The following is a 26,821-nucleotide window of genomic DNA, read 5'->3' as shown; positions in this document are numbered from 1 at the left end:
TTACACATACGGATATATTTAAAATTGCGTAAGGGACTGCACCTTCCCCTTCCCTGAGGGTAAAATACCACTTCTTCATGACATAGTGTTACGCGAAATCCACACCGTCTGTTAAATGTCAGCAAACCCATGAAGCATCGTAAAAAGCAAGGGCGGCCACTCTTTTGGAGCGCCGCCCTAACCAACCTAACCAATAATAAACAAACTATCTTAAGTAAGATAAACTTTATAATGCTGCGTGTCCACGCGTGCTTTCAAATCATTCAACAGGCAATAGAGCCCGAAAAAAGTGCGGTTCACATAAATGAAATGCTCTGACCCGCGGTTCCCGTTCATTTTCCTTAGTTTCGTATCATTTGCAAATTCTTCACTGAGCGCCGCAATTTCGTCGAAAAACTCAGGATCGGAAAAATCGAATGCCGGTTCGTGGTGCGGCTTGGTGAAGAAACGCATCAAGCGTTGGAAAATATCAGAGAAATACTCAATTTCCTCGGGAGTGTCATCGGTCCTCAAGATTTCGAGCTCGTACAGCTTTTGCTTAAAAAGCACCGCATTTTCAATGATTTCAGGCCTTGCAAGTTCGAAATAAGGAATGTAAAAATCCTCGGGCACTTTCTTTATGCAGCCGAAATCAATCGCAACCAGATTGGCATCCCTGTCTACAAGGAAATTCCCCGGATGCGGATCCGCATGCACTTCGCGAAGTCCGTGCATCTGGAACATATAAAAGTCCCAAAGCGCCTGGCCGAGTCGGTCACCGGTTTCCCTATCCTCATTGTGCGCGGTAAACTCTGAAAGATGTTCACCCTGCATCCAGTCCATCGTGATGGTTTTTTTAGAAGACCACTCCGGATAGTACGACGGAAACCTCAGCCCTTTTATTTTGGCGCACGATTTTGCGATGGCAACGCCCTGGGCCAGTTCCAGCTCGTAATCGGTTTCCTCGAGGAGTTTGTGTTCCACTTCTTTGAAGTACCTTTCAGAATCTTTCCCGCGCAGGTTAAACATCCTTGTCGCAAAAGGCTTGACGAGCGCCAGATCTGAACTGATGCTTTCCGCCACGCCAGGGTACTGAATTTTAACGGCAAGCTTTTTACCACTTTTTGTGGCCTTATGCACCTGACCAATGCTCGCTGCGTTGACAGAATCCGGTGTAAAGGTATCAAACACTTCTTCGGGATATTTGCCATACCACGTTTTGAAGGTCTTTCTCACCAAAGGTGCGGATAGCGGCGGTACGGAAAACTGCGCCAGCGAGAATTTATCAACATAGGCTTTCGGCATGATGTTCTTATCCATACTCAGCATTTGGGCTACCTTCAGCGCGCTGCCTTTAAGGTTCTTCAGGCCTTCATAAATGTCATCGGCATTATTTTCGTTGAGCTTTTCGCGGGTGAGCGACGGATTCACGATTTTTTCGCCATAATAAGCCATGTAATTTCCACCCACTTTGAGGCCGGTTTTCACCAACTGGCCCGCGCGTTCAATTTTACCTGTCGGAATTTTGTCTAACGTTTTCATAATGCTGATTTCCTTTCTTTCCAAAGGAACTTCCCTAAATCAATCAGGTTTTCCATCGGTTTGGTATCCAGTAAATCCACGACAGTATTGACTGATTTTTCAATAATAATGTCCGTTTTCTCGAAACCTTTAGACCGGTCTTCAATCCAGAATTTCAGTATGAGTAAGAACTGCACCCAAGCGCCTTCTGATACCACCGGCGTGGTGGCCTTTTTCATCCTGGCCATGGATTCTGTACTGTTTTGTTTGTAGAGATGTACGATAAAATCCTTGAAACGGTTTCTGAAAGGTTTGAGTTGTACCAGATTTTTCAGACCTTCACCATTTTCCTTCATCGCAAAAAGTACGTATGTGCGGTTCAGCGTCAGAATTTCAAACAGGGTAAAATACAGCGCCAGCAGTTTGTTCTTGTCCGAGTACGACAGGTAGCCGGGTTCCTTTTCGATAGCGCTGATGGCATTCTCAAAAAACTTAACCCAAATTTCCTGTTTCACCATGTCCATTGAACCAAAAAAGGCATAGAAATCAGACTCAGGGATTCCATGTTTCTTGCAGAAGGTGTAAACGTTAAGGTTATTTCCAGAATGTTCCAGCACATCATCCATATACCATGCAATGATCTGGGCGTCATCAATAAACTGATTTTTTGCTGTATTTTTTTTTGTTGTAGCCATAAAAAATGGTTTTAATTTTCAACGTAAATTTACGTTTCAATAATTTCTGAAACATAAAAACAATTGTTAAAAATCTTTCAAAAAAATTGAACAAACCGGCACAAAAAAAACCGGCCTTTCGGGACCGGTTTATTTTATGTACAGGAATAATTATTTTTTTGCTTCCTGTTCAGCATCCTGAATCATCTTCTGGTTTGCGGTGATAGCAAACTCAACGCGCCTGTTCTGGCTCCTGCCTTCAGGCGTATCATTGGTCGCAATCGGATCGGCAGGCCCCATACCTGTTGTAGTGAAACGCGCCGCTGAAATGCCTTTTGATGACAGGTAATTCTTCACCGATGCTGCCCTTTGCTCAGAAAGTGTCTGGTTGATCTGCATAGAACCTGTACTGTCGGTGTAACCGTAGATTACAATGTTGGTATCCGGGTAATCATTAAATACTTTGACGAGCTTGTCAAGGTTGGCAGTCGCCGTCGCTGTAAGTGTGGATTTGCCGGTATCGAAACGCACCGCATTCTCATTTAGTGTCAACTTGATCCCTTCGCCTACACGTTCTACTTCGGCACCCGGAATGGCATTGTCAATTTCACGCGCCTGCTTGTCCATCTTATTTCCGATGACACCACCGGCCACGCCGCCTACAACACCGCCAATTACGGCTCCAAGCGCGCCTTTGCCTCCTTTGCCTGCGTTGTTCCCGATGACACCGCCCGCAATGGCACCGCCGATGGCACCGATAGCAGCGCCACGCTGCGCATTATTTGAATTTTTCACCGCATCACAGCCCGTAAGCAAAGATGAAGAAAGCGTTATAAACGCCAGAGCTAAGATTGAAATCTTTTTCATGTTATTGTTTTTAATTCGTTTTATTAAATTGGTAAGTTACGTTGGTCATTTTTCCTCCGACATCTATTTTGTCAAGCAACTGGAAAGAAGTTTCGGTCTGGTTTGCAAGCGTAAGTACATAACCGTCACGCACTTTTTTAGCCTTTTCGCCCGCATTTAAGAGTTTCAATACGAATTGACCGTCCTTATTTACAAACCATGTAAACGGAGAACTGAAGGATGGGCAATTGGAGTCAGTGATGGCCATATCGCCTTTGTTGTTGTTCGAGACGAATTTCCAGGTACTGCCCTCAAAACATTTTGAATCGGCGATCTGGAACGAAAGCACCCTGATGTACTCCGATCCCGGATAGGTCACTGAACTCAGCACCCAATTGCCTTTTATGGCAACCTGTGCCCTGGTGTCTGTTTTTGTATTGGTAGCTGAAGTCGATTTGCATGACGCAAGGGACACTGCCAGTACAAATAATAATGCGATTTTTTTCATTGTTTAGGTGTTTATAAATTTAACAAGTACAAAGATACATTCCCAACCCAATATTATGTTTTAAGATTTAATAATTAATTATTAAAATTAGCATTCGCGACAATTTGTCATTCTGTAGGCTTTTGGTATTTATTTTGAAAAGCACCAGCCAAACTAAAAAAAATTTAACACTATGACAACAGGAAAAATTCATGTTTCGGTTGAAAACATCTTTCCCTTAATCAAAAAGTTCCTATACAGCGACCACGAAATTTTCCTTCGTGAGCTCGTATCCAATGCCACCGATGCAACCCTGAAATTAAAGCACCTCACGAGCATCGGTGAGGCAAACGTCGAATATGGCCATCCTGTAATCGAGGTAAAAATTGACAAGGAGGGAAAAAAAATCCACATCATCGACCAGGGGTTGGGGATGACTGCCGCGGAGGTTGAGAAATACATCAACCAGGTCGCCTTCTCCGGCGCTGAGGAGTTTTTGGAAAAATACAAGGACTCTGCCAAAGATTCAGGCATCATCGGACATTTTGGCCTCGGATTCTATTCTGCTTTTATGGTGGCCGAAAAAGTGGAAATCATTACCAAGTCCTACAAGGATGAGCCCGCCGTGCGCTGGATTTGTGACGGCAGTCCCGAATTTACCCTGGAACCGGCTGAAAAAACCGAACGGGGTACGGAAATTATCCTGCACATCGCAGAGGATTCTGTTGAATTCCTTGAAGAAGGCCGGATCCGCTCTTTGCTCGAGAAGTACAACAAATTCATGCCTGTGCCAATCAAGTTCGGGACAAAGCAGCAGGTGCTTCCGAAACCTGACGACGCGCCGGAAGACTACAAAACCGAATATGAAACGGTAGACAACATCATCAACAACCCGACTCCGGCCTGGACCAAACAACCGGCTGACCTCAACGAGGATGATTACAAAAGTTTCTACCGCGAATTGTACCCCATGCAGTTCGAAGAGCCATTGTTCAACATCCACCTCAATGTGGATTACCCATTTAACCTCACAGGAATCCTTTACTTCCCGAAACTGGGTTCGGATCTGCAAATCCAGAAAGACAAAATCCAGTTGTACCAGAACCAGGTTTTCGTTACCGATAATGTCGAAGGCATAGTACCGGAATTCCTGACGATGCTGAAAGGTGTGATCGACTCGCCGGATATCCCGCTGAATGTGTCGCGCTCTTACCTTCAGGCCGATGGGAATGTAAAGAAAATTTCGAATTACATTACCCGCAAAGTATCTGATAAGCTCAAATCGCTGTTCACGGATAGCCGGGCTGACTTCGAGCAAAAATGGAATGACATCAAGGTCGTATTGGAATACGGTATGCTTTCTGAGCCTAAGTTTTACGAAAAGGCGGGCGCATTTGCCCTGTACCCTACCGTAGACGGTAAATACTTCACACTTGATGAACTTAAGGAAAACCTCAAGGAAAAGCAAACCGATAAAAACGGAAAACTCGTGCTCCTATATGCTGCCAATAAGGATGCGCAGCACAGTTACATTGCCGCTGCCGCAGAAAAGGGTTACGAAGTGTTGCTGCTTGACTCTCCGATCATTTCGCACCTGATCCAGAAACTGGAAGGTGACAACAGCGACATCACATTCGTCCGCGTCGATTCTGACCACATTGATAATCTCATCAGGAAAGAGGATCTGGCTATTTCAAAACTTTCGGACGAAGAAAAGGAAACGCTTAAGACTATAGTGGAAGGCGTCGTTCCGCAGCCGGCTTACACTGTACAGCTTGAACCGCTCGACAGCCACGCAGCCCCATTCCTGATTACACAGCCTGAATTTATGCGTCGTATGAAGGAAATGAGCCAGAGCGGGGGCGGCATGTTCGGGATGGGAAATATGCCTGAGATGTATAACCTTGTGGTCAATACAAATTCTGAACTGGCGACAGCCATACTCGGAAACCAGGATGAAACGGTTCGCGCCGGATTGGTTAAACAGGCTTTGGACCTGGCAAAACTTTCACAGAACCTGCTCAAAGGCGAAGAACTTACCGCATTTGTGAAGCGCAGTTTCGAGATGATAAAATAAGATGCAAAAACGGTCTGGAATGAAAGCCTGTAGGAATTCCCTGCAGGCTTTTTTTGTGCGTTCAAATGACAAAATCTGGAAAAGATGACTTGAAAAATAAAAGACTTCCGCGTAAGCCGTAAGTCTTTTTTTATTAATTTGACAGCGTAATAATTGATTGCCCGCAGCCGGGATAAAAACGTGCAGTTTTCCCTGAACTGCCGAAAAATATGACTTATGATAACAGTGGTTATTGCCGAAGATCATCAGGCGATGCTCGACGGGATCAGGCTTTCCCTAAGGCTTGAAAATGACATCCGCATTGTCGGCGAAGCCGGTGATGGCGAGCAGCTGCTGGAAGTGGTACGCGAAAAAAAACCCTATGTTGTGGTTACGGACATCCGTATGCCAAAATGTGATGGCATTACCGCCACGCGGCTCATCAAAAAGGAATTCCCGAAAATAAAAGTAATCGCTTTCAGTATGTTTGACCAGCCGGTAGCCGTAGCGCAAATGAGGGATGCAGGCGCTTCAGGTTACCTGATGAAAAGTTCATCGGTGTTCCTGCTGCAGAAAGCCATCAGGGCCGTGTTTCTCGGCCATACCTTTTTTGACGATGCCATCATCGCACAGGACGCCGCCGCCATAGACAACAACGTGCTGAGTGTAAGGGAGAAGGAAATCCTGAGGCTCATCGGAGAGGGAAAATCCACCGAGGACATCAGCGAGCTGCTATGCATCAGCGTGGAAACCGTCAAGACTCACCGTAAAAATATCCACAGGAAAATTAATCTTCACGGCAAATCAGACCTGATACGTTATGCCATAGAAAGCAAATTCGATTTTTAAAAGCCGTGCATCCTCAGATCTGGATGTCGCTGTCGCTTTGGATATCGGGATCCGCATGATGGAATTTGGAAACGGTTTTCACGAAATCGGCGGCGCTGCTGTCAGAATGGGCCTTGTCATTGATATTGTATTTATTCACCAATTCAATCCTGCCGTTGTCCTCGTGCTGCGGATCCACTGGATTCCTCGATAGGGTGTGTTCGTGCACGTTGCGTTCGGCTTCGCTAAATCCGCTGCCGGTTGTGCTGTCGGGCGTATAGCCATCCTCCGCGGCAGTATTGCCATTGTTGATCGTATTTTCCATGATGTGTAAAGTTTTGACTCAAATTTCCGCAAAACACCCAGTTTCCTGTTACATTATTTGCACAAAAGATTACCAGATTCATCAGGGTGAAAGGCCGCGTACATACTTACCTTTGCGTGAGAAAGTCGTTCCGTTGTAACTTAATGATATTGTAACAATATCCTTACAATATCGTCCAAGCATCGGCGTTAGTCTGGCTGCGCCGTGTTAAAAAACAGTGTCAGACAGCAAAACAACCTTAAACCAATCATCAATCATTTATATGAGAGTTCTTATCCAGCTATTTTTAGCCGCATCACTATCACTGTTGTCGTTCGCCCTGAGTGCCCAGGAACGCGCCACGCTGAGCGGTACGATTTCAGATCACGACGGCAATGAGACGCTAATCGGCGTGAACGTCTACATCAGCGAACTGAAAACCGGCGTGTCCACCAACGAATACGGCTTCTATTCGATTTCAGTACCAAAGGGAGATTATACCGTCATCATTACCTATGTCGGCTACCGTCAAACCTCCGAAAAAATCAGCCTCGTAACCGACATCAAGAAAGATTTTAAGCTTCACAGCGACACGTCCGAGCTCGAAACCGTCACAATCAACAGTGAAAAAACGGTGACCAACATCCGGAAGCCGGAAATGAGCACCAACAAACTTACGATACAGCAAATCCGGAAAATGCCTGCTGTGTTGGGAGAAGTCGACGTGCTGAAGTCCATCCTGCAACTGCCCGGCGTAACCAATTCAGGCGAGGGATCTGCGGGGTTCAATGTGCGCGGCGGATCGGCCGACCAGAATCTTATTTTGCTCGACGAGGCCACAATCTACAATTCATCCCACGTTTTCGGGTTCTTTTCGGTGTTCAATTCCGATGCGATCAAGGATCTGAAATTGTATAAAGGCGGAATTCCGGCGCGGTTTGGCGGAAGGGTCTCGTCTGTCCTGGACATTTACCAAAAAGAAGGGAACAGCGACAGCTTCCATATGAACGGCGGTATCGGTGCGGTTTCAAGCCGGCTTTTAGCCGAGGGGCCACTTCGCAAAGACAGGGGATCGTTCCTGCTGGCCGGGCGCGGATCCTACGCGCACCTCTTCCTGAAACTCGCCGATAACGAAAATTCGGCCTACTTCTACGATCTCAATACCAAACTGAGCTACCGGCTCAATGCCAACAACAATTTATTCCTCTCGGGATACTTCGGCCGTGACGTATTCAAGCTCAACCAGATTTTCAGCAACACTTATGGCAATACCGTGTTCAACCTGCGCTGGAATCATTTGTATTCCGATAAGCTGTTCTCAAACCTTTCGGCCATTTACAGCGATTACTACTACGGACTTGATGTCGATGCTGGTGGACTGCAATGGGAATCCGGCATCGAAAATTATAATATCAAATATGATCTGAGGCATTACCTGACGGATAAGATGAAATTAAGCTACGGGATTAACGCCATTTATTACGAATTCAATCCCGGGACGGTCGATCCGCTCAACGCGGATTCAGGCATCAACCACAGGCAACTCGACCGCAAATATGCCTTTGAGCCATCGGTGTATCTTCAGGCCGAACAGGACATCACCAGCAAACTTTCGGTGAATTATGGCCTGCGATACAGCATGTTCCATAGACTAGGGGAACAAATCGTAAGCGTGTATGACAACAACCGGGCAGTAAACTTCAACACTGAACTGCAGCTTTACGAAAAAGCGGAGCCGATTGGCAGCACATATTACGGCAACGGTAAAACCATTGCAAAATTTGACAACCTGGAACCGCGTGCCGCAATTGCGTATCAGCTTGACGAACGGCAATCGGTCAAGGCAAGCTACAATCGGATGAGCCAGTACCTGCACCTGATTTCCAACACCACCTCCGTGACACCGTTGGATGTGTGGGCGCCGAGTGACCAATTCCTGCAACCCGAAATACTCGACCAAGTCGCATTGGGTTATTTCAGGAATTTTAAAGAGGAAGCCTATTCACTTGAAGTGGAAACCTTCTTCAAAAAAATTAAAAACCGTGCGGACTATATCGACGGCGCCGACCTGATTGCCAACAACAACATTGAACAGGTTATCCTCAACGGGAAAGCCCGCTCCTACGGTCTCGAAGTCCTGGTTAAGAAAAACGAGGGCCGCCTGACCGGATTCGCCTCATACACCCTCTCGCGCTCTGAGCAGAAAACGCCGGGCAGGACGCCGGAAGAAACCGGGATCAATCACGGCGGATGGTATCGCGCAGGTTACGACAAGTTGCACAACCTGTCCCTGACAGGCAGTTACCAACTGAATGATAAATGGTCTTTCGGGGGGATTTTTACACTGCAGTCCGGCAAAGCGGTAACCTACCCTAACGGCCAATATGTCTACGGCGGCGTAGTGATCCCAACTTACGAAGCACGCAACGCCAGCAAACTTCCGGTTTACCACCACCTCGACGTATCAGCGACGTACGTGCCTAAACCCGAAAAGAAAAAAGGCTGGCAGGCCGAATGGGTTTTCAGCATTTACAACCTGTACAACCGATCAAACGCTGCATCAATGGCTTTCAGGGAGAATGAAACCACGGGCGTTAACGAGGCCGTGCGGCTGTCAATTTTCGGACTGATCCCCAGCGTAACTTATAATTTCAAATTCTAATCCGATTCATCATGAGCAACATCCATAAAAATTTAAAATACCTGTTATTGTTTGTACTGGCCATTTCGATGGGCGGCTGCGAGGACGTAGTACATGCAGACCTGAATACGGCCGCCCCGCGACTCGTGATTGACGCCTCGATTGACTGGGTGAAAGGCACCGACGGCAGCCTCCAGAAAATCAAGCTCACAACCACCACCGGCTTTTATGACGCTGAAGTGCCCATAGTCTCAAATGCCGAAGTACACATCTCCAACAGCAGCAACGTCGTATTCGAATTTGTTGAAAATCCCGGGACCGGGGAATATGTCTGTGATCATTTCGTGCCGCAAATCGCGGAAACCTACAAGCTTACCGTGATTACCGGCGGACAGACGTATGTGGCTACGGAAAAACTTTTTGCCGCACCCGACATCGAGTCGGTCGCACAAAATAACGATGGCGGCGTATCGGGAAGCGACATCGAACTGAAGTTCTTTTTCAGGGACAACGGGGCCGAAGATAATTTTTATTTGACGTCGTTCCAGACAAACATCACGATTTTCCCCGATTATGACGCGTACGACGACGAGTTTTTCCAGGGCAACCAGATTTATGGTTTTTATTTGAATGAAGGCCTCAAGGCGGGCGACCAGACTACCTTCTCAGTGTACGGCGTATCGGAAAGGTATATGAATTATATGTCTATCCTGATCGGGATTATTGATGACGGGGGCAGTCCATGGTCAGCACCGCCGACGAATGTCAGGGGCAATCTCGTCAACGAAACCGACAGTAAAAATTTTGCGCTGGGCTACTTCCGGCTTTCAGAAGTGTCAAGAATGGATTACACCGTGCAGTAAACAATCTATCCTTTATTATACTTGGTCCGATATTCTACCGGGGTTAGCCCGGTAATCTTCTTGAAAACGTCGCGAAAAGCCTTGGTATCAGTATAGCCGACATCGTACATCACCTCGGAGATATTTTTCCGGCTGGTTTCAAAACTGCGCTTCGCGGCCTCGATTTTTACGCGCTGGATGTATTCCACCACGGTGTTGCAGGTCGCTTTCTTGAAACGCCGTTCAAGGCTGCGCCTTCCTATAGCGAACCGATCGGCGAGTTCATCAACGGTAATCTTGTTGTCAAAATGCTGCTCGATATAATCCTGCGCTTTCCTGACGGGTTCGTCTTCATGTTCCTTCTGACCCTTAAACATGATGAATGGCGACTGGCTGACACGGTCGATGTCAATCATAAAGCCCTTGGCAATCCCGATGGCCATTTCGCGACCGGCGTATTTTTCGATCAGATACACCAGCAGGTTGAGGAACGAATAGGCGCCGCCACTGGTATAAATCCCGTCTTCATCGGTGATTATCTTATCGTCGACCACGTGGATTTTCGGAAACATCCGACGAAATTCATTGACTGATCCCCAATGCGTCGCACACTGCCGCCCGTCAAGCAGACCCGTTGCGGCGAGGAAAAACGAGGCGATGCAGAGACTCGCAATCTCGGCTCCGTTTTCATACTGATTCCTGATCCACGGCAGGAATGCGCTATTGATTTCGGTCATTTCCGGCATGTTGCCGTGCATGGCAGGGATGATAATCAGGTCTGTTTTGCCGACGTCCTCAATCAGGCAATCCGGTACGATCGTAAAACGGCCGCTGCGTTGGCTTATGGAATCTGAAATGCCTACCAGTTTCACATCAAAAAACGGGGGAATGCCCAGGCGTTCCGCGATGGTGTTGACTTCACAGAAAATCTGGTGGGTGCCGTCGATATTGGGAAGGCTGGTGTGCCCGTTTGGTACCAAAATGGAAATATGTCTCATCTTTGTGATTTGCGATTGGGTGTGATTTGGACAAAAATAGCAAAATCGATTGTCGGAATCAACCCTCCGTTACGTCGTTTCCACACATCTTTATTTGATTTGGTGCCGGTTAACTTTGTGAAACCATCGCGGCAAGTCGTTAACTTCCATCACTTGGCCTTGTGCAAACCCATGTCAAACGCTAAATAAAAAGGTATTATGAACACCCAAACACAGACAGACGAAACCCAGAAAACAAACCTCATACAAGACATATCGGTCACTTTTGAAAACCTGTATGCCGCACTACAAGCCATCGGCGAGGAAAAACTCGATTGCAGCCCTGCCCCAAACAGCTGGTCTGCAGGGCAGGTTGCCGAACACCTGATTAAGGGTATGGGAAACATCGGGGGTATGGGTGTAAAAACGGCTGCGGCCCACCGCCCGAAAGATGCGAAAGTGGCTGCCATTAAAGACCTGTTCCTCGATTTTACAACGAAATTATCATCGCCTGAATTTATTCTCCCGACCGCCCACAAACATGATTTAAAGCAGCAACTGCATATGCTGAAAAGCATCGAGGAACAACATCAGGGCATGGCGGAAGACGCCGACCTGTCGCTGGAGAGCCTTGTTTTTGAGTTGCCGGGCTTTGGGACATTTACGCTGTATGAATGGATCGTTTTCAATATCGTGCACGCGCAACGCCACACACACCAGCTTCAGAAAATCCGGCAAAGCATCTGATATGGGTCGCATCAGCGCCTACCTGACATCCAACGGCAATTGCCGGCAGGCTATGCAGTTCTACCAGGCATGTCTCGGCGGAGAGCTGTGTGTGCGGGAATTGGGTGACATGCCCTTTGGGAAAGCCATGCCGGCGGGAATGCGTCACGCCATATTGCAGGCGACACTCACCAAGGGAAGCCTGGAGCTCATCGCGACGGACCTTCCCCACGACGATCGACTGCGGCGCGGGAATGCCATAACCCTGATGCTGCATTGCGATACGGAGGCGGAGCTACGACGCTGCTACGCCAAACTTTCGGTAGAAAGCCGCACTGCTCAGCCTGTCTCGATGGCGGAAGATGGCGGATCGTCTGCCTATCTCACCGACCGGTTCGGTAACCGGTGGATGCTGGTTTGCCCATCCGACATGGGATGAGATCGCCTCAATGTAATCCTGTAACTTTTTTATAAATCTGTATAAATTTTCGTTATATAGTCGGCTTAGTTTTGACAAACTAATGATTAAACAAATACATTATGAAAAATCAGGGCCAAAATTCCGAGTTGATTTCACCAACCGCTTTGATCTACAACCATACCCACTATGACATGCTCGTATTCTGTGACGGAAGCTGGGACCAGACCTACAGGAAAACGCTCCGTTTCCTTGACCGTAATGTAGGGACTAACATCCTTTACATTGAAAAACCTACCGCTTTCGACCCAGACGCAGACAGCTCAAAATTTATGATGATCAATGACCACATTCATGTGCTTCGTACCAATGTGCCATCAATCGATGCGGTCTTCACGCTGCTTCCGTGGCAGGTACGGACCAAAGAGGTCGCCGTAGGCTGGTTTGCTTCATCCGACTATGCCCATTTTTCTGAATTGATCCGATTCAATACCATCATCAACGATTACCGCAGTGTGTCGCTGCCTTCAGTCCAGCACAAACCGGCGTACAAAGTCATGGACGCATTCGCTCAACGCAAAGTGAGGACCCATTTCCCGGCAGCAAGCTGATAACACGCTCCAACAAGAATGGACTGCGCTCGTAAAACCAAGACACAAGGGTCATTTTCACGGCTTGGACGATGCTTTATGTTTGGAAATTTTATAAAATTATCTGCGAATTCATGAAAGACCGCTGCCGTATGATTTTTTAACTTTGGCCGAACGTCACGGTGAATCCGTTATAGCCATGGAAGATTTTTTTTCAGATATTATCAGGCACATCGAAAGCTACTACTACAAGCTCGTCGACATTACGCCTAAAATCGGACTTGCCATACTTATTTTCCTGTTGGCCTGGTTTGTTGCGTCAAGACTACAGCAATTTTCAGACGCACGCCTCAAGCGCCGCATGCACGACCCGCTTTTGGCGAATTTTATCTCGCGGTTGATCAAGGCGGTAATGCTGATTTTGGGCATTTTGGTGGTCTTCCGGATTATCGGATTGACCGGTGTCGCAACGAGCCTGCTTGCCGGCGCAGGAATTTCAGCATTTGTCATCGGTTTTGCACTGAAAGATATCGGTGAAAATTTCCTCGCAGGTATATTGCTCGCATTCAAACGGCCGTTCTCCATAGGCGAAATCATTGAAAGCAACGGTGTTAAAGGGAAAGTCATTGCGCTAAACCTGCGCGACACCCAGATCAAGAGCGACGGCAAGGACATTTACATACCTAATGCGCTATTGGTCAAGAATTCGCTGATCAATTACAACAGCGGCGGCTACCTGCTGCAGGATTTTACCGTCAACCTTGAATACGGCGCTGATTACCAAAAAGCCATTGAGCTGGTTAAGGCGAAACTTACGGAAATTGACGAGGTGATTAATGAAAAGCTGGAAAATTCAGTGGTAATCTCAGGAGTTACCGGAAACACAGTACAACTTACGACCCGCTATTGGGTTAAGACCGATGCCGATATGACCAATGGCAGTACGCGCTCTAAAGTCCTCATCGAAGTCATGGAGACGCTCAGCAGCAACGGTTACGCCCTCATTAAACTGTAAGCTAGTTTTTCGAAGGGATGAAAATATTGAACCTTGCGCCAACGCCCGGCGTTCCCTCGGCGGTGATACTGCCGTTGTGGTTCTGCATGATTTTCTTGCAGATAGCCAGTCCCACGCCGGTACCTTCATACGCCTGTTTGCCGTGCAGGCGCTGGAATACCTCAAAAATCTTGTCGCCGTATTGCGGATCAAATCCGATGCCGTTGTCTTCTACGACCAATTTCCAGAATTTTCCCTGATCGTTTTCAACCTTTTCCGCGCTGATCTTGATAATTGGCGGTACATTCGGCCTGCTGTATTTTATCGCATTGTTGATGATATTGAGCAGCAATTGCTGAAATTGGATCCGTACCACATGCACCACAGGAAGCGACCCAATTTCGAACACCGCACCGCTTTCTTCGATGGAAATGTCAGCGAGCTGTCGCACTTCCCGTATAAATTTGTTCAGGTCTGTACGCTCTGTCCTGAAAATCGCCGAATCCATACTGGAATAGCTTAGCAGCGCATCAATAAGCGTCTGCATCCTGACGGCGGTACTGTTGATGTTGGTAAGGTAGGACAGGATATTTTCAGAAAAATGCTCGTCTTCCTCAAACATCCGGCTGATGAACATCCTGATCTTGCGTAACGGTTCCTGGAGGTCGTGCGATGCAATATAAGTGAAGGACGAAAGCTCCTTATTTTTGTTGGAAAGTAATGTATTCATCCGTTCCAGTTGCAGCGCAGCAGATTTTTCCGCCGTAATATTCTTTGACGTGATGGTTACTGAATCATTGACTTTTTCCATGGCAGCGGTAAGCCATAACGTCTTTTGCCCGTCATTTACCGAGATTTCGTACGTATCCGGAGCACCCGTCAGCATACAGTTCCTGATTTTTTCGAAAATGCCGTTTTCAAAAACACCGGGATAAACTTCGGTGAAAGTTTTCCCGACGACATCATGCACCGAAAGTCCGAAATTTCCAGGGACTTCCTGATTGCTGTACATAATCCTGAAATCCACGATTTCACCCTCGCTGCTGCGGATGGGTTCGTAACTCGCAATGCCGTAATAGGTTGAACCGAGCACTGAATTGAGAAAAGAGCGTGACTGTTCGAGTTCAGCTGTGCGGAGTGTTACCAAATTTTCCAGTTCGGTTTCGATATCGGCCTGGAGCTGTTGCGCTTTTTTCTTGTCGGTGACATCTTCAGCAATCAGGAATAACAGCGTCTCATCACGACTTACGGATTGCCTGGCGTTCACCATCAGCTCGCGCACACCGCTTTTATGGCAATCGAGCTTGATTTCATAGTCATCGACGAGACCTTTATTGGGCAGCAACTCATTAAAAAGATAATGTATCTCAGGTTTGTCCCAGGCCTGACCGTCGATAGCATACAACGATTGCCCGCTGATACTTTGCGGATCCAACCCAAAATTCCGGCAAAAGACCGGATTCGCCATCCTGATGGTCAGGTGGCTGTCGAGGATGAGTATCGCATCACGGCTCGCAGCGAGCAGGATTTCAGTGTCGTTTTTGGTAAACATGCACGGGTTTGGTTTTTACCATAAAAGTAACCAAAATACACGGCGTTAACCACAGTACCCTTATTTTTGTAAAATCAAAACCAAATCATGGCTTTACGTTTCGACCTTGCCTACTTCTGCGGTTTCCTATTGCTTATTGCGACAGAGTGTTTTATAGCGGGCTTCATACACGATGACTGGATACGTCCTTATGCCGGCGACACGCTGGTGGTCATACTGCTGTACTGCTTTGTCAGGGCATTTGTAAAGATTGACCCTTATAAAGCTGCAGTCGGTGTGTTGCTTTTTGCGTATCTGATTGAGTTTGCACAGTATTTGCAACTGCTGCAACAACTGGGATTGACGCATTCAAGGGTCGCCAACCTTATTCTGGGAAACTCGTTCGAATGGATTGATTTAGTTGCCTACACCGTTGGGTTTGCCGCCATTGTAGTGACAGTCAGAATGAGCCGTCGCGGTGGACAAAAAGTTTGAAATGACAAAGCATCAAAAGCATCGTATGAAAGGTAAGCACCGCCAGGATATCAGCCAATGGTGGGGCGCAGTAATCAATTTCAGGCCGTTTGGAATGGCTGCGCAGTTTGGAGCGGGTATCAGATTTTTGATCGTAACCGGTTTCACCATGTCAATTTTTACTATCTTACTTCCAATTGAGCACAAGTTGGCGATGGCGGGGCTACAGCGGCCGTCTGATGGTATTATGTTCATCAGCCGGCAAGGGATCTGTATGGATTAAATGAATTTGAGGAACAAAAAACAATCTATATGAAAATTATTTTAGCTGTTGGCCTCGGCAGTTTTCTCGGAGGCATTTCCAGATACCTGCTGTCCGGACTCGTTCAGGCCAAAACTGCAGGACACTTTCCGGCCGGAACATTTACCGTAAACGTCGTCGGCTGCCTGTTGATCGGGATGGTGTACGCTTTTGCCGATAGAGGGCAGCTGTCGACAGACTGGCGGCTATTCCTGGCCACCGGGATTTTGGGCGGATTCACTACTTTCTCCGCATTTTCATATGAAACTTTCGATTTTGTAAAGAGCGGGCAGTACCTCAACGCCCTTCTATATATTGCTGGCAGTATCGTGCTGGGAGTTATGACCACGGCGGCAGGTTACATAACCGTAACCAAATACATCATAAACTAGCGGCTAAAAACGGCTTGGTGAAAGTATTTTCTTATAACATTTTCAGAAATACTTATAAAATTTCCATGTCGGATGCAGATTACTCTCATAGGTTGTGCGAATTAATTTTTTTTCTAACGCTATCGCTCCAAGGCGCCCTTCAAACGAAAAAAAATAAACTTATATTTGCCCCATGACAAAACAGAGAATATTGGTAGTTGATGATGATAAGGATGATCAGTCATTTTTACTGGAGGCTATAAACGAATTGTACCCTTCTTTTATATGCGAACTGGCCGACAACGGCCGTGATGCATTAGAGCATATTGATAAAAATCCGCCTCCGCCGGATTACATTTTCCTGGATCTCAACATGCCGCTTCTCAATGGCTACGAGTTCCTGAAGGAATATAAAAAGCAGCCTGAAAGCAGCAAAAGCAAGATTATCGTATACAGCACCTCTTCGCATCCGCAGGATAAGATCGCGACGAAGGACCTTGGCGCTACCGACTACATTACGAAACTTAGTGATTTCAGAAAACTCAAGCAGACACTCGAACAGGTGTTCTCCGACTATCGGGGATTGTCCCTTGCATAAATTCACAAAAGCCATCATGCATTGATGGCTTTTTGTTTGATTCCATGTCCTGAGTTTAGTTCGGTTTGGAATCGTACTGTACCTGCGGCCTTACTTCTTTCGGCTGTTTGACAGAATCCGAAACCGGCCTCTCGGCGGTGGTTTGCTTCTGTGTACGGCCTTTATCCTTGGCGCGCTTTTCAGCCTGGAATTCTGCGTCGCTTTTCTTTTTTGCTGCGTCGCGTTGCGCTGAGCGCTCTACGGCGCGCTGGGTTTCCCTCGGGGGTTGCTGCTGCAGTTGATCCTGATCGGGCTGTCCGTCCTGTTGTGCGGCCATCGGCCCGCCCACCGCAAATAATGCGATGGCCATGGCGTGTTTGATTGTCAGTTTCATAATTTCTTTTTTTTACAAAGTAAAGCCAAGCGGCAATGGAATGTTTACACTTTCCATAGATAAAGTTATATTGTTCAGGTATCCCCAATACAAAAGCCAGGTGACGACTTTATTAATTCCCCGATGCGCCCCAGCGTCTTGCCGGTTATGAATTATCACCTATCTTTGTCGGCTTTTAAAAAATCAGGCAATGACAAATAACAATATATTGAAAGGGGTATTTTTCGTCGGACTTGGTGCAACCAGCTATGGCATGCTCGCGACGTTCGTGAAAATGGCGTACGCAGATACGGGCGTATCCGGCGGGCATTTTACACCGGCTGAAGTCATCACATCCCAATTCGTGATCGGTATTGCAGCCATCCTGCTGATCAATGCGTTCGGCAGGCAAAAGCGCGGCACACATGTACTGAAAGCTTCCCCAAAGAACATCCGTGACCTGATGATTGCGGGCACTTCGACCGGACTGACAAGCATTTTTTATTATTTGGCGGTCAGGTACATCCCGGTTTCCATCGGCATCGTGCTGCTGATGCAGACCGTCTGGATGGGCGTGTTGCTTGAAATGCTCCTGGAGAAAAAGCGGCCGTCAGGCGTAAAAGTCCTCGCGGTATGTATCGTACTGATCGGCACCGTTTTGGCTACGAATCTGATACAGACGGACATCTTACCGGACTGGCGCGGCATCGTTCTGGGCCTCCTTGCCGCGGCGTCTTTTACCACAACCATGTTCACGGCAAACCGCGTGGCTGTCGAAATTTCATCGGCGCAGCGCAGCCTTTATATGCTGTTGGGTGGTGCGGTGCTCGTACTGATTTTTGCATTGGCTACCCAAAATACCCCGTTCAATTACGACATTTTTTTTAAGTGGGGCATCCTCGTGGCACTCTTCGGTACAGTGGTTCCGCCGATGCTGATGAATGCCGGATTTCCGCTGACGGGCATCGGCCTGGGAAGCATCGTATCGTCGCTTGAGCTGCCGGTTTCTGTAACTATGGCCTATTTCCTGTTGCATGAGCAGGTATTGCTCGTACAATGGATCGGCATCCTGCTTATCATCGCGGCCATCGTCGTGATGAACGTTAAATTCAGGAAACAGGACTGATAATTTAGTACTTTTAAGCAAAACTTTACCATGGCATTACCCTGGCATCTATATGTAATGGCTTCACTGTACCTGCTTGCGGGCCTGAACCATTTCAGGAAACCGGGACTGTATCTTAAAATCATCCCGGCCTACCTGCCATGGCACAAAACCATCAATTACGTCTCCGGCGCCGCGGAAATCATCATTGCGATATGCCTTTGCTTTCCGGAAATTTCGGCTGTAACCGCCTGGGCACTGATTGCGTTGCTGATTGTCATTTTCCCCGCCAATATCTACATGTACACCGATGAAAAGGCTTCGTTAAATACGCCCAGATGGTTGTTGATGCTGCGCCTCCCGCTTCAGGTCGTGCTGGTAATATGGGCTTACATATACACCGATGGGCTCCCTTTTTGAAAACATGGCTGAACCAGTTACCTTTCGTGTGCCTGATGCGGAAATAAGGTACTATCCGCATGTATTTACTTCGGAAAGGTCACACGAACTCATGCAACAGCTGCTGGATGACATCCTATGGCAGCGGGATGACATTACGCTTTTCGGCAAAACGCATCCGCAACCCCGCCTGACGGCATTGTACGGCAACGAGGGAAAACCCTATTCTTATTCCGGTATTGTGATGGCACCGCACCCATGGAGCCCCCTGCTTACCTATATCAAGGAGGAGGTCGAACGCATATCCGGCCACACTTTTACGACGGTGCTGCTCAATCTGTACCGTGACGGCAGAGACAGCAATGGCTGGCATGCCGATGATGAGAAGGAACTCGGGCGGAATCCCGCAATCGCATCGGTGAGCTTTGGGGCGGAGCGCTTTTTTCATATGAAACACAACAGCGATCCCCAACAGAAATTAAAGATCCTGCTTGAAAACGGCAGTATGCTCCTGATGGAAGGGAGTACACAGCATTTCTGGAAACACCAGCTTCCCAAAACCTCGAGGCCTGTTGGTGCGCGAATCAACCTGACCTTCAGATCAATCAGGTAATCAATAACCGGCTGTCCCAACATTCCCCGAAAAAAGTTACATTTGGTAAAACCATTTCCCATGGAAACTATTATCGACTATTTTTCACATATTCCCGCACTGCACCGCGCATTGATCCTTGCGGGCGGCATCGCATTTTTCTGGTTGCTTGAAAGCCTCAGGCCGTTGGTGCGGTTCGACTACCAGAAATGGCGGCACGCGGGCATCAACATTTTTTTCACGATGACCACTATTGCCGTGAATTTTGCCATGGCATTCGCGCTGCTGATGACCGCTGAGTGGGTAACCGAAAACGACTTTGGCGTCTTAAACCTGCTGCCGATGCTTGACCCCTGGATCGTGACGCTTTCGGGGCTGTTGATGCTGGATTTTATTGGCGCCTACCTGGCGCATCTGAGCGAACATAAAATCAGTTTGCTATGGCGCTTCCACCTGATCCACCATACGGATACCTGGATTGACACAACGTCGGCCAACCGGCACCACCCTGGAGAAAGCATCTGGCGCTTCATATTTACCGTGGCTGCGACGTTCATCGTTGGCGCCCCCATGTGGATGGTTTTTCTATACCAGTCGCTGTCAGTAGTTTTTTCGCAGTTTAACCACGCCAATATCGCGCTTCCGCAGAAACTGGACAGCGCCCTGAGCTGGTTGCTCGTGACTCCGGACATGCACAAGGTGCACCACCATTACGAGTTGCCATATACCGATTCCAATTACGGCAACATATTCTCAATCTGGGACAGGTTGTTCGGGACATTCAGGAAACTTGAAAGGGACAAGATTGTCTACGGCGTTGATACCCACATGGCCGAAGCGGAACACAACCGGCTGGGCAGCCTGCTCCGGATTCCTTTTTGGACACCGCGCCATGCCGGAAAAAAGCCCATCTGAAAAATTTTGCAGGGTTTAGAAAAGTAAAAGTATTTTTTATTAATATTGGTATAGAAATCAAAACTTTAAAAAAAATAGTGACCATTTATCTGGATTAATTTTCAAATAATGAAAAAGAGTAAATTTCCCGAATTAGACAGGGAGCAACTTGAAAAACTCACCACCCTGGCTTTGGAAGAACGAAATCCGTTCGAAATCATCAAGAAAGAATTCGGGTTGGCCGAAAAAGAAGTGTTGGATATTATGAAAAAAAAGCTCGCGGCCGACAAATATGAGCTCTGGAAAAAGAAAGCGATGGCCGGTAAACCGAAGCCGAAACCGCCAAAGATTGATGACTTCGACGAAGACCTTGACGGTAAATATTATATCAGGAATAAATTTGACTGATCTGAGCTCCCAAATGGGAGCCTTTTTTTTGCGCCAATATATACGCGAAATTTAGTTTCACTCAGACCCCACTTTTACATAAAATAATTTTTAATTAAATAATATTCATTTAATATTAAATTTTATTAATTTTGTATTCATTAATTCTAATATCATGACACAGCCAAAACTTCCCGTTACCTGTCCGAGCTGCGCTACTGCACTTTCAGTGACGCAGTTATCCTGCGGGCACTGCGGCACGGCGGTCTCAGGCAATTATACCTTGCCGCTATTGTTGCAACTCAGTGAGGACGATCTCCAATTTGTCCTGCAATTTTTCATGACCGGGGGCAGCCTTAAGGAGATGGCATCCCAAATGGGCAACAGCTATCCGACAGTACGCAACAAGCTCGACGACATCATTGAACGCATTAACCAATTGAACAAAAAATCCAACCCATGAAAATGATTTACAATCCTTTTGAGCGGCTATCGACTAACAGTTTACTGATTGCCGGAATACTTTTAACCGTAGCCGGCGGACTCCTGGCATGGCAATTCAGCGCGCACTATGATGGGGTATTAGACCTGCATTTTGTTGCAGAAACCCAATTGCAAACCCCGTTTATCGAACTGCTCATTAATATTGCCTGTCTGGGACTGCTGTTGTTTTTGGCGGCGAAAAAAATCAACCCCAAGACCCGTCAGATCGATATTATCTGTGCGGTTTTAGTATCGCGTCTTCCTTTCTACCTCATGACACCCCTTAATGGCGGCGGACGGATTTACGAAGCTACCGATCGGCTTCAGCAAATGGCCGTGAACAATGACATCAAGAGCATCCTGCCCGCCGATATGATGTTGCTGGCCATACTCGGCTTCGTGTCGCTGCTGTTCCTCGTCTGGTTTTTCGCCCTGCTCTGGAATGGCTTTAAGGTGGCTTGTAATGCCAAAGGTTCGCGTCCGGTATGGTATTTTATCGGGACTGTAATCGCAGCGGAAGTACTCTCAAAAATCCTAATCCTTTATACCTTATAAAATGAAAACAACAATCCATTGCCTGATCTTGCTGTGCTGTGCGCTGACATTTGCCCAAAACACCAAAGTGGCCGAAACAGAAATTGCAGTAAACGACCTGATCAAAGGCACGTTATACACGCCTCAGAACGCTTCCCTAAAAACCAAACTCGTCATCCTTATCGCTGGCTCAGGCCCGACAGACCGCAATGGCAACCAACCCGGACTGGAAAACAATTCGCTGAAATTCCTGGCTCAAAACCTGGCCCAGAATGGCAACGCAGTGTACTCATATGACAAGCGCATTATCGCATTGGCAAATTCCGGGAAATTGGACGAAAACAGCCTGTCGTTCGAGGACTTTATAACCGATGCCAAAGCAGTCATCGCCTACTTCAAATCCAAAAAAGCGTATTCCAAAATTATTGTGGCGGGTCACAGCGAAGGCTCACTTATCGGGATGGAAGCCGCGCGAGGGAATGCCGACGCCTACATTTCGATTGCAGGTGCAGGACGTTCTATCGACGAGGTTATCATGGACCAACTGAAAGGTCAACCACAGCAAATGCTGGATGCGGCCGCAGAGGGCTTTGCCACATTGAAATCGGGGAAAACATTCAAACTCGAAGATCCGTCGCTGGGCATGATTTTCAGGGAGAGCGTTCAGCCATATATGATTTCGTGGATAAAATACAATCCTCAACAGGAAATTAAATCGCTTACAATTCCGGTTTTGCTCGTGAACGGCACCAAGGATTTGCAGGTCAAAGTATCAGAAGCCGAGTTGCTGAAAGCTGCGAAACCCGACGCAATCCTGAAAATCATACCTGACATGAATCACGTGCTGAAAAACATTGCGGCCGGGGATGCTGAAAATGGCGCTTCCTATACAAATCCGGTTTTGCCACTGGATACGACATTCACCCATACCGTTAATCAATTCATAAATTCGCTCTGACCTGTAACACAATGGCCGTAAGTTTGACTTATCAAAAAATCTAAAAAAAGGATGAGAAAAATACTTACGGCCCTTGTTACTTTGTTCTTAATCACCGGCTTTTCTGCGGAAGCGCAAAAAAAACCAAAAAAAGCGTCCCCTTCAAAGCCTTCTTACCCGACAACTGTTTCAGTTAAAGTGGACATGGACCTGAATATTGTCAGGGATGACAAGCTGATGGTCACCGTCACACCACCGAAAATCACTTCAGAAAATACCACGTACTGCATCCCCAGAACCGTTCCGGGAACGTATTCTACAGACAATTACGGAAAATTTGTGGATGACCTCAAAGCCTTCGACAACAAGGGAAATGAACTTGCAGTAAACCACGAAGGCGACAACTGCTGGACCATCGCCAATGCGCCGCAGCTTGCAAAGATTACCTATTGGGTCAACGATACCTTTGATGTGGAATACACCCACGATATTTTTTCGCCTGCAGGCACAAATATCAACGAAGGGACCAATTTCCTGCTCAATACCCACGGCTTCATCGGGTATTTCAAAGAATTCCTGCAGACACCTTACGAACTGACCATTGCCCATCCGTCGGGGTTATGGGGCGCTACCTCGATGACCGACGCAGACGGGAGCGACGTAAAAGACCGTTTTACCACGACACGCTACGCTGAATTGGTGGAAAATCCCATCATGTACTCGAAGCCCGATTACACGACGTTCAACATCAATGGCATGGACATCCTGATCAGTGTCTACTCACCCACCGGAAAATACACCGCTGAAATGATTACGCCCGATATGAAAACCATGATGATAGCGCAAAAGAATTTCCTGGGCAGTTTTAACAGCACAAAAAAGTATACCGTGCTCCTGTACCTTACTGACCTTCGGAAAAAAGACGCCAAAGGCTTCGGGGCACTCGAACACCCGACAGCAACTACCGTAGTCATGCCCGAACTGCTGCCTAAGAAGCAAATGGGCGAGCAGATGAAAGACGTGGTGTCACATGAATTTTTCCACATCGTAACGCCGTTAACGATCCACGCGAAACAAATTCAGGATTTCGATTACAATGACCCGAAGATGTCGGCGCACCTCTGGATGTACGAAGGTGTGACAGAATATTTCGCCAACCTGTTCCAGGTCAACCAGGGATTGATCAGCGAAAAGGAATTTTTCGGCCGTATGAAAGAGAAAGTGCGTAATGCCTCACGCATGAACGATACCATGCCGTTTACGGAAATGAGCGCGAACGTACTGGTAAAGCCTTACAAGGACCAGTACCTCAATGTCTATGAAAAAGGCGCGTTGATTGGTATGTGCGTGGATATCATCATCCGCGAGAAAAGCAATGGCCAAAGAGGGATCCTCGACCTGATGCAAAGGCTGTCGAAAGAATATGGCATCAATAAAGCGTTTGATGATGCCGATCTGTTTGATAAAATCACGATGCTGACCTATCCTGAGGTAGGTGACTTCCTCAAAACGTATGTCTCGGGTGACAAACCCATCCCTTACGCCGCCTACTTCGCCAAAATGGGTGTCACCGATTACGAATTTACCGACACAGCCAAAAGCGAACTGAAAGAGGCCTGGCTGAAAAAATAGCGTTTGGCATTGTTTGAAATTTGAGGTTTAAGGTTATCTTGCGCCCGATTAACTTCAAACCTTAATTTTAAACTGAAATCAGCCATGAACAAAATATTAGGCACGATGGCGCTATGCCTGCTGCTCATCTCATGTAAGGAAGAAAAACCAAAAGGCAACCTCCAGCTTACGGGCAATATCGAAGGCCTGAAAAAAGGCACCCTGTACATTTCCAGGATCGGTGATACTTCATTTGTAACTGTCGATACCATTAAGATTGACGGCGATTCGCATTTTGAAAGCTGGCTCGATATCAAATCGCCGGAAATGTACTACATCATCCTGGATCGGGGCAAAACCAACTCACTTGACGACAGGCTGCCGTTTTTCGCCGAAGCGGGAAAGATGCATATTGAAACGAAGTTGGAACAATTTTACGCCCAAGCCAAGATTACGGGTTCCAAGAACCAGCAGCTACTCGATGAATACAGGAAGGTCAATGCGCGTTTCACAAGCCAAAACCTTGAAATCACCGAACTGCTCCTGAGGAAGCAGCATGCGAAAGTAGCCGTAAACAGCGACAGCATAGCTCGGGTGCAGGATTATGTCATGAAACGAAAATACCTGTATGCAGCGCAGTTTGCACTCAACAATAAGGACCACGAAATTGCACCTTACATCGTTTTGGCAGAGATCAACCGGAACGCCACCGTCGCGCTGCTCGACCGGATACGCAAAGCGCTCACACCGAAAGTAGCCGATTCCTACTACGGAAAAAAACTGACCGCGTACTACAACGAAAGAAAAAACGCGGAACAGGCAAAATGATTCGCAGCAAAAAGCAAAAACCATCCTTAACGGATGGTTTTTTTTCGGTATGGTCACAAAAAAAACCACCACTAAAAAGTGATGGTTTTGAAGAGCCGATGGAGGGACTCGAACCCACGACCTGCTGATTACAAATCAGCTGCTCTAGCCAACTGAGCTACACCGGCGGCGTATTAACGGTGCAAATATAATTTTGATTTTCTAATTACCAAAAAAATATTGGCAAATTTTACCGCAAAATATGATTACAACGCGTTGATTTTGGCAATGAGCTGAGTAGCAGATTGTTCCAATTCAGCACTGATTTGTTTAAAATGCGCCTTGGCATTTCCTTCTTTTTTAGCATTCACTTTAGCAATCAGGCTGTCGAATGAAGCAAGGGCCTCATCAATAATTGCATTGGTCTGTTCCGTCGGCTTTCCCGTAGTCGACATTTCGAAAAGGTAAACGGCCTCAATAATATCGCCTAAAACGTAGTTGATGTCTTTCTTTAAATTCCTAACATTTGCCATCTTGAAAATATTTTTTAAAATTCTGTGCAAAACTACACATTATCTTTGGATTAGCCTAAGAAATATAAATTTCCAGCACAGAAGCCCTGCCCTCAAGCACATAGCCATCCATTGCTGCGGGAACCAATACTGTATCGCCGGTCGTGTAATGGAATTCCTTGCCTTCGGTCACCAATGAGAAAGCGCCGTCAGTACACATCAAAACCCGAAATGATCTGCCGTCCTGCCGGATCGTTACCTTTCCGTCAAGCGGAATGAGATTGGTCGTAAAATACGGGCAGTCAACCAGCGTATTGGACTGGTTTGGGTGGTTTGTGTATTTTTGCTGCGCCTGCACCGGATTGTAATTGATTGCTTCCAGCGCCTGATCCACATGCAGTTCACGGGTGTTGCCCTGTGCATCCCTGCGGTCAAAATCGTAAATCCGGTAGGTGATATCAGACGTTTGCTGGATTTCAGCAATCACCAAACCGGCTCCGATTGCATGAACGGTTCCCGTCTCAAGAAAGAAAACGTCACCGGGTTTCGCCTCAATCGTGTCGAGCAGTGAAACGATGCTGTTGTCCCTGAGGCTGTCAAGGTATTGTTGCGGACTGGACTTTTCCTTAAACCCCACGATGATTCGCGCGCCGGGATCAGCCTGCATGACGTACCACATTTCGGTTTTGCCAAATGAATGATGGCGCTTCATAGCGAGCTCATCATTCGGGTGGACCTGGATCGACAGGTCTTCACGGGCGTCGAGGTACTTGAAAAGCAAGGGGAACTCGGTGCCGAAGCGGCTGTGGACATCAGTACCTAAAATTTCCTTGGGGGCCAATGCAATGATTTCGGTAATGGGCCGGCCCTGATGCGCGCCGTTCGCCACTACACTAACGTCTCCCTTAACCGTCGACAACTCCCAGCTTTCCCCGGTAATTTCAGAAACAATGGGTTTGTGCAACAGGGTTTTGAGTTTTTGTCCGCCCCAAATCCTTTCTTTCAGGATGGGCTCGAATTGCATCGGGTATAGTTTTGCTTCCATTTTTT

32 protein-coding genes and 1 tRNA gene are annotated in these 26,821 nt (G+C 47.2%); 22 read left to right on the top strand and 11 right to left on the bottom strand.

Annotation, left to right across the window (positions count from 1 at the left end; all coding sequences use genetic code 11):
- Window positions 1–210: 210 nt before the first annotated feature.
- From HYN48_RS06990 to HYN48_RS06975, 4 genes are all read right to left on the bottom strand, one after another.
- On the bottom strand, window positions 211–1,521 hold the full coding sequence (locus HYN48_RS06990; protein ID WP_108370427.1) for an ABC1 kinase family protein: 1,311 nt from the start codon (window positions 1,519–1,521) through the stop codon (window positions 211–213).
- Window positions 1,518–2,195 (bottom strand): TetR family transcriptional regulator C-terminal domain-containing protein, encoded by a 678-nt coding sequence (locus HYN48_RS06985; RefSeq protein WP_108370426.1) that lies wholly within the window; start codon window positions 2,193–2,195, stop codon window positions 1,518–1,520. The genes HYN48_RS06990 and HYN48_RS06985 overlap by 4 nt, the downstream gene beginning before the upstream one ends.
- A gap of 150 nt (window positions 2,196–2,345) precedes the next feature.
- Entirely contained in the window at window positions 2,346–3,041 is a 696-nt protein-coding gene (locus tag HYN48_RS06980; protein WP_108370425.1) for a YiaD family glycine zipper/OmpA-like lipoprotein, read from the bottom strand.
- 10 nt (window positions 3,042–3,051) lie between these two features.
- Complete coding sequence (locus HYN48_RS06975; RefSeq protein WP_108370424.1) at window positions 3,052–3,528, bottom strand: lipocalin family protein; 477 nt, start codon at window positions 3,526–3,528, stop codon at window positions 3,052–3,054.
- A 172-nt stretch (window positions 3,529–3,700) separates the two neighbouring features.
- Here HYN48_RS06975 and htpG point away from each other — a divergent pair, with 172 nt between their 5' ends.
- Both htpG and HYN48_RS06965 read left to right on the top strand, forming a co-directional pair.
- The gene (gene htpG, locus HYN48_RS06970) at window positions 3,701–5,584 is read left to right on the top strand and encodes a molecular chaperone HtpG (protein ID WP_108370423.1); all 1,884 of its coding nucleotides are present in this window, start codon (window positions 3,701–3,703) and stop codon (window positions 5,582–5,584) included.
- A gap of 216 nt (window positions 5,585–5,800) precedes the next feature.
- Complete coding sequence (locus HYN48_RS06965) at window positions 5,801–6,412, top strand: response regulator transcription factor (protein WP_108370422.1); 612 nt, start codon at window positions 5,801–5,803, stop codon at window positions 6,410–6,412.
- Window positions 6,413–6,425: 13 nt separating this feature from the next.
- On the opposite strand, the gene HYN48_RS06960 is transcribed toward HYN48_RS06965, so the two are convergent.
- Complete coding sequence (locus HYN48_RS06960; RefSeq protein WP_108370421.1) at window positions 6,426–6,716, bottom strand: hypothetical protein; 291 nt, start codon at window positions 6,714–6,716, stop codon at window positions 6,426–6,428.
- A 262-nt stretch (window positions 6,717–6,978) separates the two neighbouring features.
- On the opposite strand from HYN48_RS06960, the gene HYN48_RS06955 reads away from it, so the two are divergent.
- Window positions 6,979–9,357 carry a TonB-dependent receptor gene (locus tag HYN48_RS06955; RefSeq protein WP_108373452.1) on the top strand — a complete coding sequence of 793 codons (2,379 nt, stop codon included), beginning with the start codon at window positions 6,979–6,981 and terminating at the stop codon, window positions 9,355–9,357.
- 11 nt (window positions 9,358–9,368) lie between these two features.
- Window positions 9,369–10,199: a DUF4249 domain-containing protein gene (locus HYN48_RS06950; RefSeq protein ID WP_108370420.1), complete on the top strand. Its 831-nt coding sequence runs from the start codon at window positions 9,369–9,371 to the stop codon at window positions 10,197–10,199.
- A gap of 5 nt (window positions 10,200–10,204) precedes the next feature.
- Here HYN48_RS06950 and HYN48_RS06945 read toward each other — a convergent pair whose 3' ends face one another.
- Window positions 10,205–11,176, bottom strand: coding sequence for a GlxA family transcriptional regulator (locus tag HYN48_RS06945; protein WP_108370419.1), 972 nt, complete (start codon window positions 11,174–11,176; stop codon window positions 10,205–10,207).
- Window positions 11,177–11,374: 198 nt separating this feature from the next.
- On the opposite strand from HYN48_RS06945, the gene HYN48_RS06940 reads away from it, so the two are divergent.
- From HYN48_RS06940 to HYN48_RS06925, 4 genes are all read left to right on the top strand, one after another.
- Window positions 11,375–11,902, top strand: a complete 528-nt coding sequence (locus HYN48_RS06940; RefSeq protein WP_108370418.1) for a DinB family protein — start codon at window positions 11,375–11,377, stop codon at window positions 11,900–11,902.
- 1 nt (window position 11,903) lies between these two features.
- A complete protein-coding gene (locus HYN48_RS06935) occupies window positions 11,904–12,320 on the top strand; it encodes a VOC family protein (protein ID WP_181248543.1) in 417 nt (138 codons plus the stop codon).
- Between the two features lie 101 nt (window positions 12,321–12,421).
- Window positions 12,422–12,910, top strand: a complete 489-nt coding sequence (locus HYN48_RS06930) for a hypothetical protein (protein ID WP_108370416.1) — start codon at window positions 12,422–12,424, stop codon at window positions 12,908–12,910.
- A 178-nt stretch (window positions 12,911–13,088) separates the two neighbouring features.
- Window positions 13,089–13,904: a mechanosensitive ion channel family protein gene (locus HYN48_RS06925; protein WP_108370415.1), complete on the top strand. Its 816-nt coding sequence runs from the start codon at window positions 13,089–13,091 to the stop codon at window positions 13,902–13,904.
- Window position 13,905: 1 nt separating this feature from the next.
- Here the strand turns inward: HYN48_RS06925 and HYN48_RS06920 are convergent, their stop codons facing one another.
- The gene (locus HYN48_RS06920) at window positions 13,906–15,435 is read right to left on the bottom strand and encodes a sensor histidine kinase (RefSeq protein WP_108370414.1); all 1,530 of its coding nucleotides are present in this window, start codon (window positions 15,433–15,435) and stop codon (window positions 13,906–13,908) included.
- 87 nt (window positions 15,436–15,522) lie between these two features.
- On the opposite strand from HYN48_RS06920, the gene HYN48_RS06915 reads away from it, so the two are divergent.
- The 4 genes from HYN48_RS06915 (at window position 15,523) to HYN48_RS06900 (ending at window position 17,158) form a co-directional block, all read left to right on the top strand.
- On the top strand, window positions 15,523–15,909 hold the full coding sequence (locus tag HYN48_RS06915) for a ribosomal maturation YjgA family protein (protein ID WP_108370413.1): 387 nt from the start codon (window positions 15,523–15,525) through the stop codon (window positions 15,907–15,909).
- Between the two features lies 1 nt (window position 15,910).
- Complete coding sequence (locus HYN48_RS06910) at window positions 15,911–16,171, top strand: hypothetical protein (RefSeq protein ID WP_146171738.1); 261 nt, start codon at window positions 15,911–15,913, stop codon at window positions 16,169–16,171.
- 29 nt (window positions 16,172–16,200) lie between these two features.
- Window positions 16,201–16,581: a fluoride efflux transporter CrcB gene (gene crcB, locus HYN48_RS06905; protein ID WP_108370411.1), complete on the top strand. Its 381-nt coding sequence runs from the start codon at window positions 16,201–16,203 to the stop codon at window positions 16,579–16,581.
- Window positions 16,582–16,753: 172 nt separating this feature from the next.
- On the top strand, window positions 16,754–17,158 hold the full coding sequence (locus HYN48_RS06900; protein WP_108370410.1) for a response regulator: 405 nt from the start codon (window positions 16,754–16,756) through the stop codon (window positions 17,156–17,158).
- Window positions 17,159–17,213: 55 nt separating this feature from the next.
- Here HYN48_RS06900 and HYN48_RS06895 read toward each other — a convergent pair whose 3' ends face one another.
- Entirely contained in the window at window positions 17,214–17,531 is a 318-nt protein-coding gene (locus HYN48_RS06895) for a hypothetical protein (RefSeq protein WP_108370409.1), read from the bottom strand.
- 190 nt (window positions 17,532–17,721) lie between these two features.
- Here HYN48_RS06895 and HYN48_RS06890 point away from each other — a divergent pair, with 190 nt between their 5' ends.
- From HYN48_RS06890 to HYN48_RS06845, 10 genes are all read left to right on the top strand, one after another.
- Complete coding sequence (locus HYN48_RS06890) at window positions 17,722–18,636, top strand: EamA family transporter (RefSeq protein WP_108370408.1); 915 nt, start codon at window positions 17,722–17,724, stop codon at window positions 18,634–18,636.
- 30 nt (window positions 18,637–18,666) lie between these two features.
- Window positions 18,667–19,035, top strand: a complete 369-nt coding sequence (locus HYN48_RS06885) for a DoxX family protein (RefSeq protein WP_108370407.1) — start codon at window positions 18,667–18,669, stop codon at window positions 19,033–19,035.
- Between the two features lie 4 nt (window positions 19,036–19,039).
- Window positions 19,040–19,627, top strand: a complete 588-nt coding sequence (locus HYN48_RS06880; protein ID WP_108370406.1) for an alpha-ketoglutarate-dependent dioxygenase AlkB family protein — start codon at window positions 19,040–19,042, stop codon at window positions 19,625–19,627.
- A 60-nt stretch (window positions 19,628–19,687) separates the two neighbouring features.
- The gene (locus HYN48_RS06875) at window positions 19,688–20,521 is read left to right on the top strand and encodes a sterol desaturase family protein (RefSeq protein WP_108370405.1); all 834 of its coding nucleotides are present in this window, start codon (window positions 19,688–19,690) and stop codon (window positions 20,519–20,521) included.
- A gap of 108 nt (window positions 20,522–20,629) precedes the next feature.
- Window positions 20,630–20,908 (top strand): DUF2805 domain-containing protein, encoded by a 279-nt coding sequence (locus HYN48_RS06870; protein WP_108370404.1) that lies wholly within the window; start codon window positions 20,630–20,632, stop codon window positions 20,906–20,908.
- Between the two features lie 154 nt (window positions 20,909–21,062).
- Window positions 21,063–21,350: a DUF2089 family protein gene (locus HYN48_RS06865; RefSeq protein WP_108370403.1), complete on the top strand. Its 288-nt coding sequence runs from the start codon at window positions 21,063–21,065 to the stop codon at window positions 21,348–21,350.
- A complete protein-coding gene (locus tag HYN48_RS06860) occupies window positions 21,347–21,925 on the top strand; it encodes a hypothetical protein (protein ID WP_108370402.1) in 579 nt (192 codons plus the stop codon). Before HYN48_RS06865 ends, HYN48_RS06860 begins: the two co-directional genes overlap by 4 nt.
- 1 nt (window position 21,926) lies before the next feature.
- Window positions 21,927–22,862 (top strand): alpha/beta hydrolase, encoded by a 936-nt coding sequence (locus HYN48_RS06855; protein ID WP_108370401.1) that lies wholly within the window; start codon window positions 21,927–21,929, stop codon window positions 22,860–22,862.
- Window positions 22,863–22,913: 51 nt separating this feature from the next.
- Window positions 22,914–24,473 carry a M61 family metallopeptidase gene (locus tag HYN48_RS06850; RefSeq protein WP_108370400.1) on the top strand — a complete coding sequence of 520 codons (1,560 nt, stop codon included), beginning with the start codon at window positions 22,914–22,916 and terminating at the stop codon, window positions 24,471–24,473.
- An 84-nt stretch (window positions 24,474–24,557) separates the two neighbouring features.
- Complete coding sequence (locus tag HYN48_RS06845) at window positions 24,558–25,280, top strand: DUF4369 domain-containing protein (protein WP_108370399.1); 723 nt, start codon at window positions 24,558–24,560, stop codon at window positions 25,278–25,280.
- A gap of 93 nt (window positions 25,281–25,373) precedes the next feature.
- Here HYN48_RS06845 and HYN48_RS06840 read toward each other — a convergent pair.
- From HYN48_RS06840 to HYN48_RS06830, 3 genes are all read right to left on the bottom strand, one after another.
- A tRNA-Thr gene (locus HYN48_RS06840) sits at window positions 25,374–25,447 on the bottom strand.
- Between the two features lie 78 nt (window positions 25,448–25,525).
- A complete protein-coding gene (locus tag HYN48_RS06835) occupies window positions 25,526–25,792 on the bottom strand; it encodes a hypothetical protein (RefSeq protein WP_108370398.1) in 267 nt (88 codons plus the stop codon).
- 55 nt (window positions 25,793–25,847) lie between these two features.
- Entirely contained in the window at window positions 25,848–26,816 is a 969-nt protein-coding gene (locus HYN48_RS06830; protein WP_108370397.1) for a type I phosphomannose isomerase catalytic subunit, read from the bottom strand.
- Window positions 26,817–26,821: the final 5 nt, after the last annotated feature.

This window comes from Flavobacterium magnum (assembly GCF_003055625.1).
In the GTDB taxonomy this organism is placed as follows: Bacteria; Bacteroidota; Bacteroidia; order Flavobacteriales; family Flavobacteriaceae; genus Flavobacterium; species Flavobacterium magnum.
The sequence above is the reverse complement of the archived record's forward strand: the minus strand, read 5'-3'. Positions and strand labels throughout refer to the sequence as shown.

Coding starts and splice junctions, on each gene's coding strand:
- htpG (WP_108370423.1), top strand. CDS start 3,701: ATGACAACAGGAAAAATTCATGTTTCGGTTGAAAACATCTTTCCCTTA.
- HYN48_RS06850 (WP_108370400.1), top strand. CDS start 22,914: ATGAGAAAAATACTTACGGCCCTTGTTACTTTGTTCTTAATCACCGGC.
- HYN48_RS06965 (WP_108370422.1), top strand. CDS start 5,801: ATGATAACAGTGGTTATTGCCGAAGATCATCAGGCGATGCTCGACGGG.
- HYN48_RS06960 (WP_108370421.1), bottom strand. CDS start 6,716: ATGGAAAATACGATCAACAATGGCAATACTGCCGCGGAGGATGGCTAT.
- HYN48_RS06950 (WP_108370420.1), top strand. CDS start 9,369: ATGAGCAACATCCATAAAAATTTAAAATACCTGTTATTGTTTGTACTG.
- HYN48_RS06910 (WP_146171738.1), top strand. CDS start 15,911: ATGACAAAGCATCAAAAGCATCGTATGAAAGGTAAGCACCGCCAGGAT.
- HYN48_RS06945 (WP_108370419.1), bottom strand. CDS start 11,176: ATGAGACATATTTCCATTTTGGTACCAAACGGGCACACCAGCCTTCCC.
- HYN48_RS06990 (WP_108370427.1), bottom strand. CDS start 1,521: ATGAAAACGTTAGACAAAATTCCGACAGGTAAAATTGAACGCGCGGGC.
- HYN48_RS06895 (WP_108370409.1), bottom strand. CDS start 17,531: ATGAAACTGACAATCAAACACGCCATGGCCATCGCATTATTTGCGGTG.
- HYN48_RS06975 (WP_108370424.1), bottom strand. CDS start 3,528: ATGAAAAAAATCGCATTATTATTTGTACTGGCAGTGTCCCTTGCGTCA.
- HYN48_RS06875 (WP_108370405.1), top strand. CDS start 19,688: ATGGAAACTATTATCGACTATTTTTCACATATTCCCGCACTGCACCGC.
- HYN48_RS06835 (WP_108370398.1), bottom strand. CDS start 25,792: ATGGCAAATGTTAGGAATTTAAAGAAAGACATCAACTACGTTTTAGGC.
- HYN48_RS06845 (WP_108370399.1), top strand. CDS start 24,558: ATGAACAAAATATTAGGCACGATGGCGCTATGCCTGCTGCTCATCTCA.
- HYN48_RS06915 (WP_108370413.1), top strand. CDS start 15,523: ATGGCTTTACGTTTCGACCTTGCCTACTTCTGCGGTTTCCTATTGCTT.
- HYN48_RS06865 (WP_108370403.1), top strand. CDS start 21,063: ATGACACAGCCAAAACTTCCCGTTACCTGTCCGAGCTGCGCTACTGCA.
- HYN48_RS06925 (WP_108370415.1), top strand. CDS start 13,089: ATGGAAGATTTTTTTTCAGATATTATCAGGCACATCGAAAGCTACTAC.
- HYN48_RS06890 (WP_108370408.1), top strand. CDS start 17,722: ATGACAAATAACAATATATTGAAAGGGGTATTTTTCGTCGGACTTGGT.
- HYN48_RS06940 (WP_108370418.1), top strand. CDS start 11,375: ATGAACACCCAAACACAGACAGACGAAACCCAGAAAACAAACCTCATA.
- HYN48_RS06955 (WP_108373452.1), top strand. CDS start 6,979: ATGAGAGTTCTTATCCAGCTATTTTTAGCCGCATCACTATCACTGTTG.
- HYN48_RS06985 (WP_108370426.1), bottom strand. CDS start 2,195: ATGGCTACAACAAAAAAAAATACAGCAAAAAATCAGTTTATTGATGAC.
- HYN48_RS06870 (WP_108370404.1), top strand. CDS start 20,630: ATGAAAAAGAGTAAATTTCCCGAATTAGACAGGGAGCAACTTGAAAAA.
- crcB (WP_108370411.1), top strand. CDS start 16,201: ATGAAAATTATTTTAGCTGTTGGCCTCGGCAGTTTTCTCGGAGGCATT.
- HYN48_RS06830 (WP_108370397.1), bottom strand. CDS start 26,816: ATGGAAGCAAAACTATACCCGATGCAATTCGAGCCCATCCTGAAAGAA.
- HYN48_RS06885 (WP_108370407.1), top strand. CDS start 18,667: ATGGCATTACCCTGGCATCTATATGTAATGGCTTCACTGTACCTGCTT.
- HYN48_RS06900 (WP_108370410.1), top strand. CDS start 16,754: ATGACAAAACAGAGAATATTGGTAGTTGATGATGATAAGGATGATCAG.
- HYN48_RS06930 (WP_108370416.1), top strand. CDS start 12,422: ATGAAAAATCAGGGCCAAAATTCCGAGTTGATTTCACCAACCGCTTTG.
- HYN48_RS06860 (WP_108370402.1), top strand. CDS start 21,347: ATGAAAATGATTTACAATCCTTTTGAGCGGCTATCGACTAACAGTTTA.
- HYN48_RS06920 (WP_108370414.1), bottom strand. CDS start 15,435: ATGTTTACCAAAAACGACACTGAAATCCTGCTCGCTGCGAGCCGTGAT.
- HYN48_RS06855 (WP_108370401.1), top strand. CDS start 21,927: ATGAAAACAACAATCCATTGCCTGATCTTGCTGTGCTGTGCGCTGACA.
- HYN48_RS06935 (WP_181248543.1), top strand. CDS start 11,904: ATGGGTCGCATCAGCGCCTACCTGACATCCAACGGCAATTGCCGGCAG.
- HYN48_RS06980 (WP_108370425.1), bottom strand. CDS start 3,041: ATGAAAAAGATTTCAATCTTAGCTCTGGCGTTTATAACGCTTTCTTCA.
- HYN48_RS06880 (WP_108370406.1), top strand. CDS start 19,040: ATGGCTGAACCAGTTACCTTTCGTGTGCCTGATGCGGAAATAAGGTAC.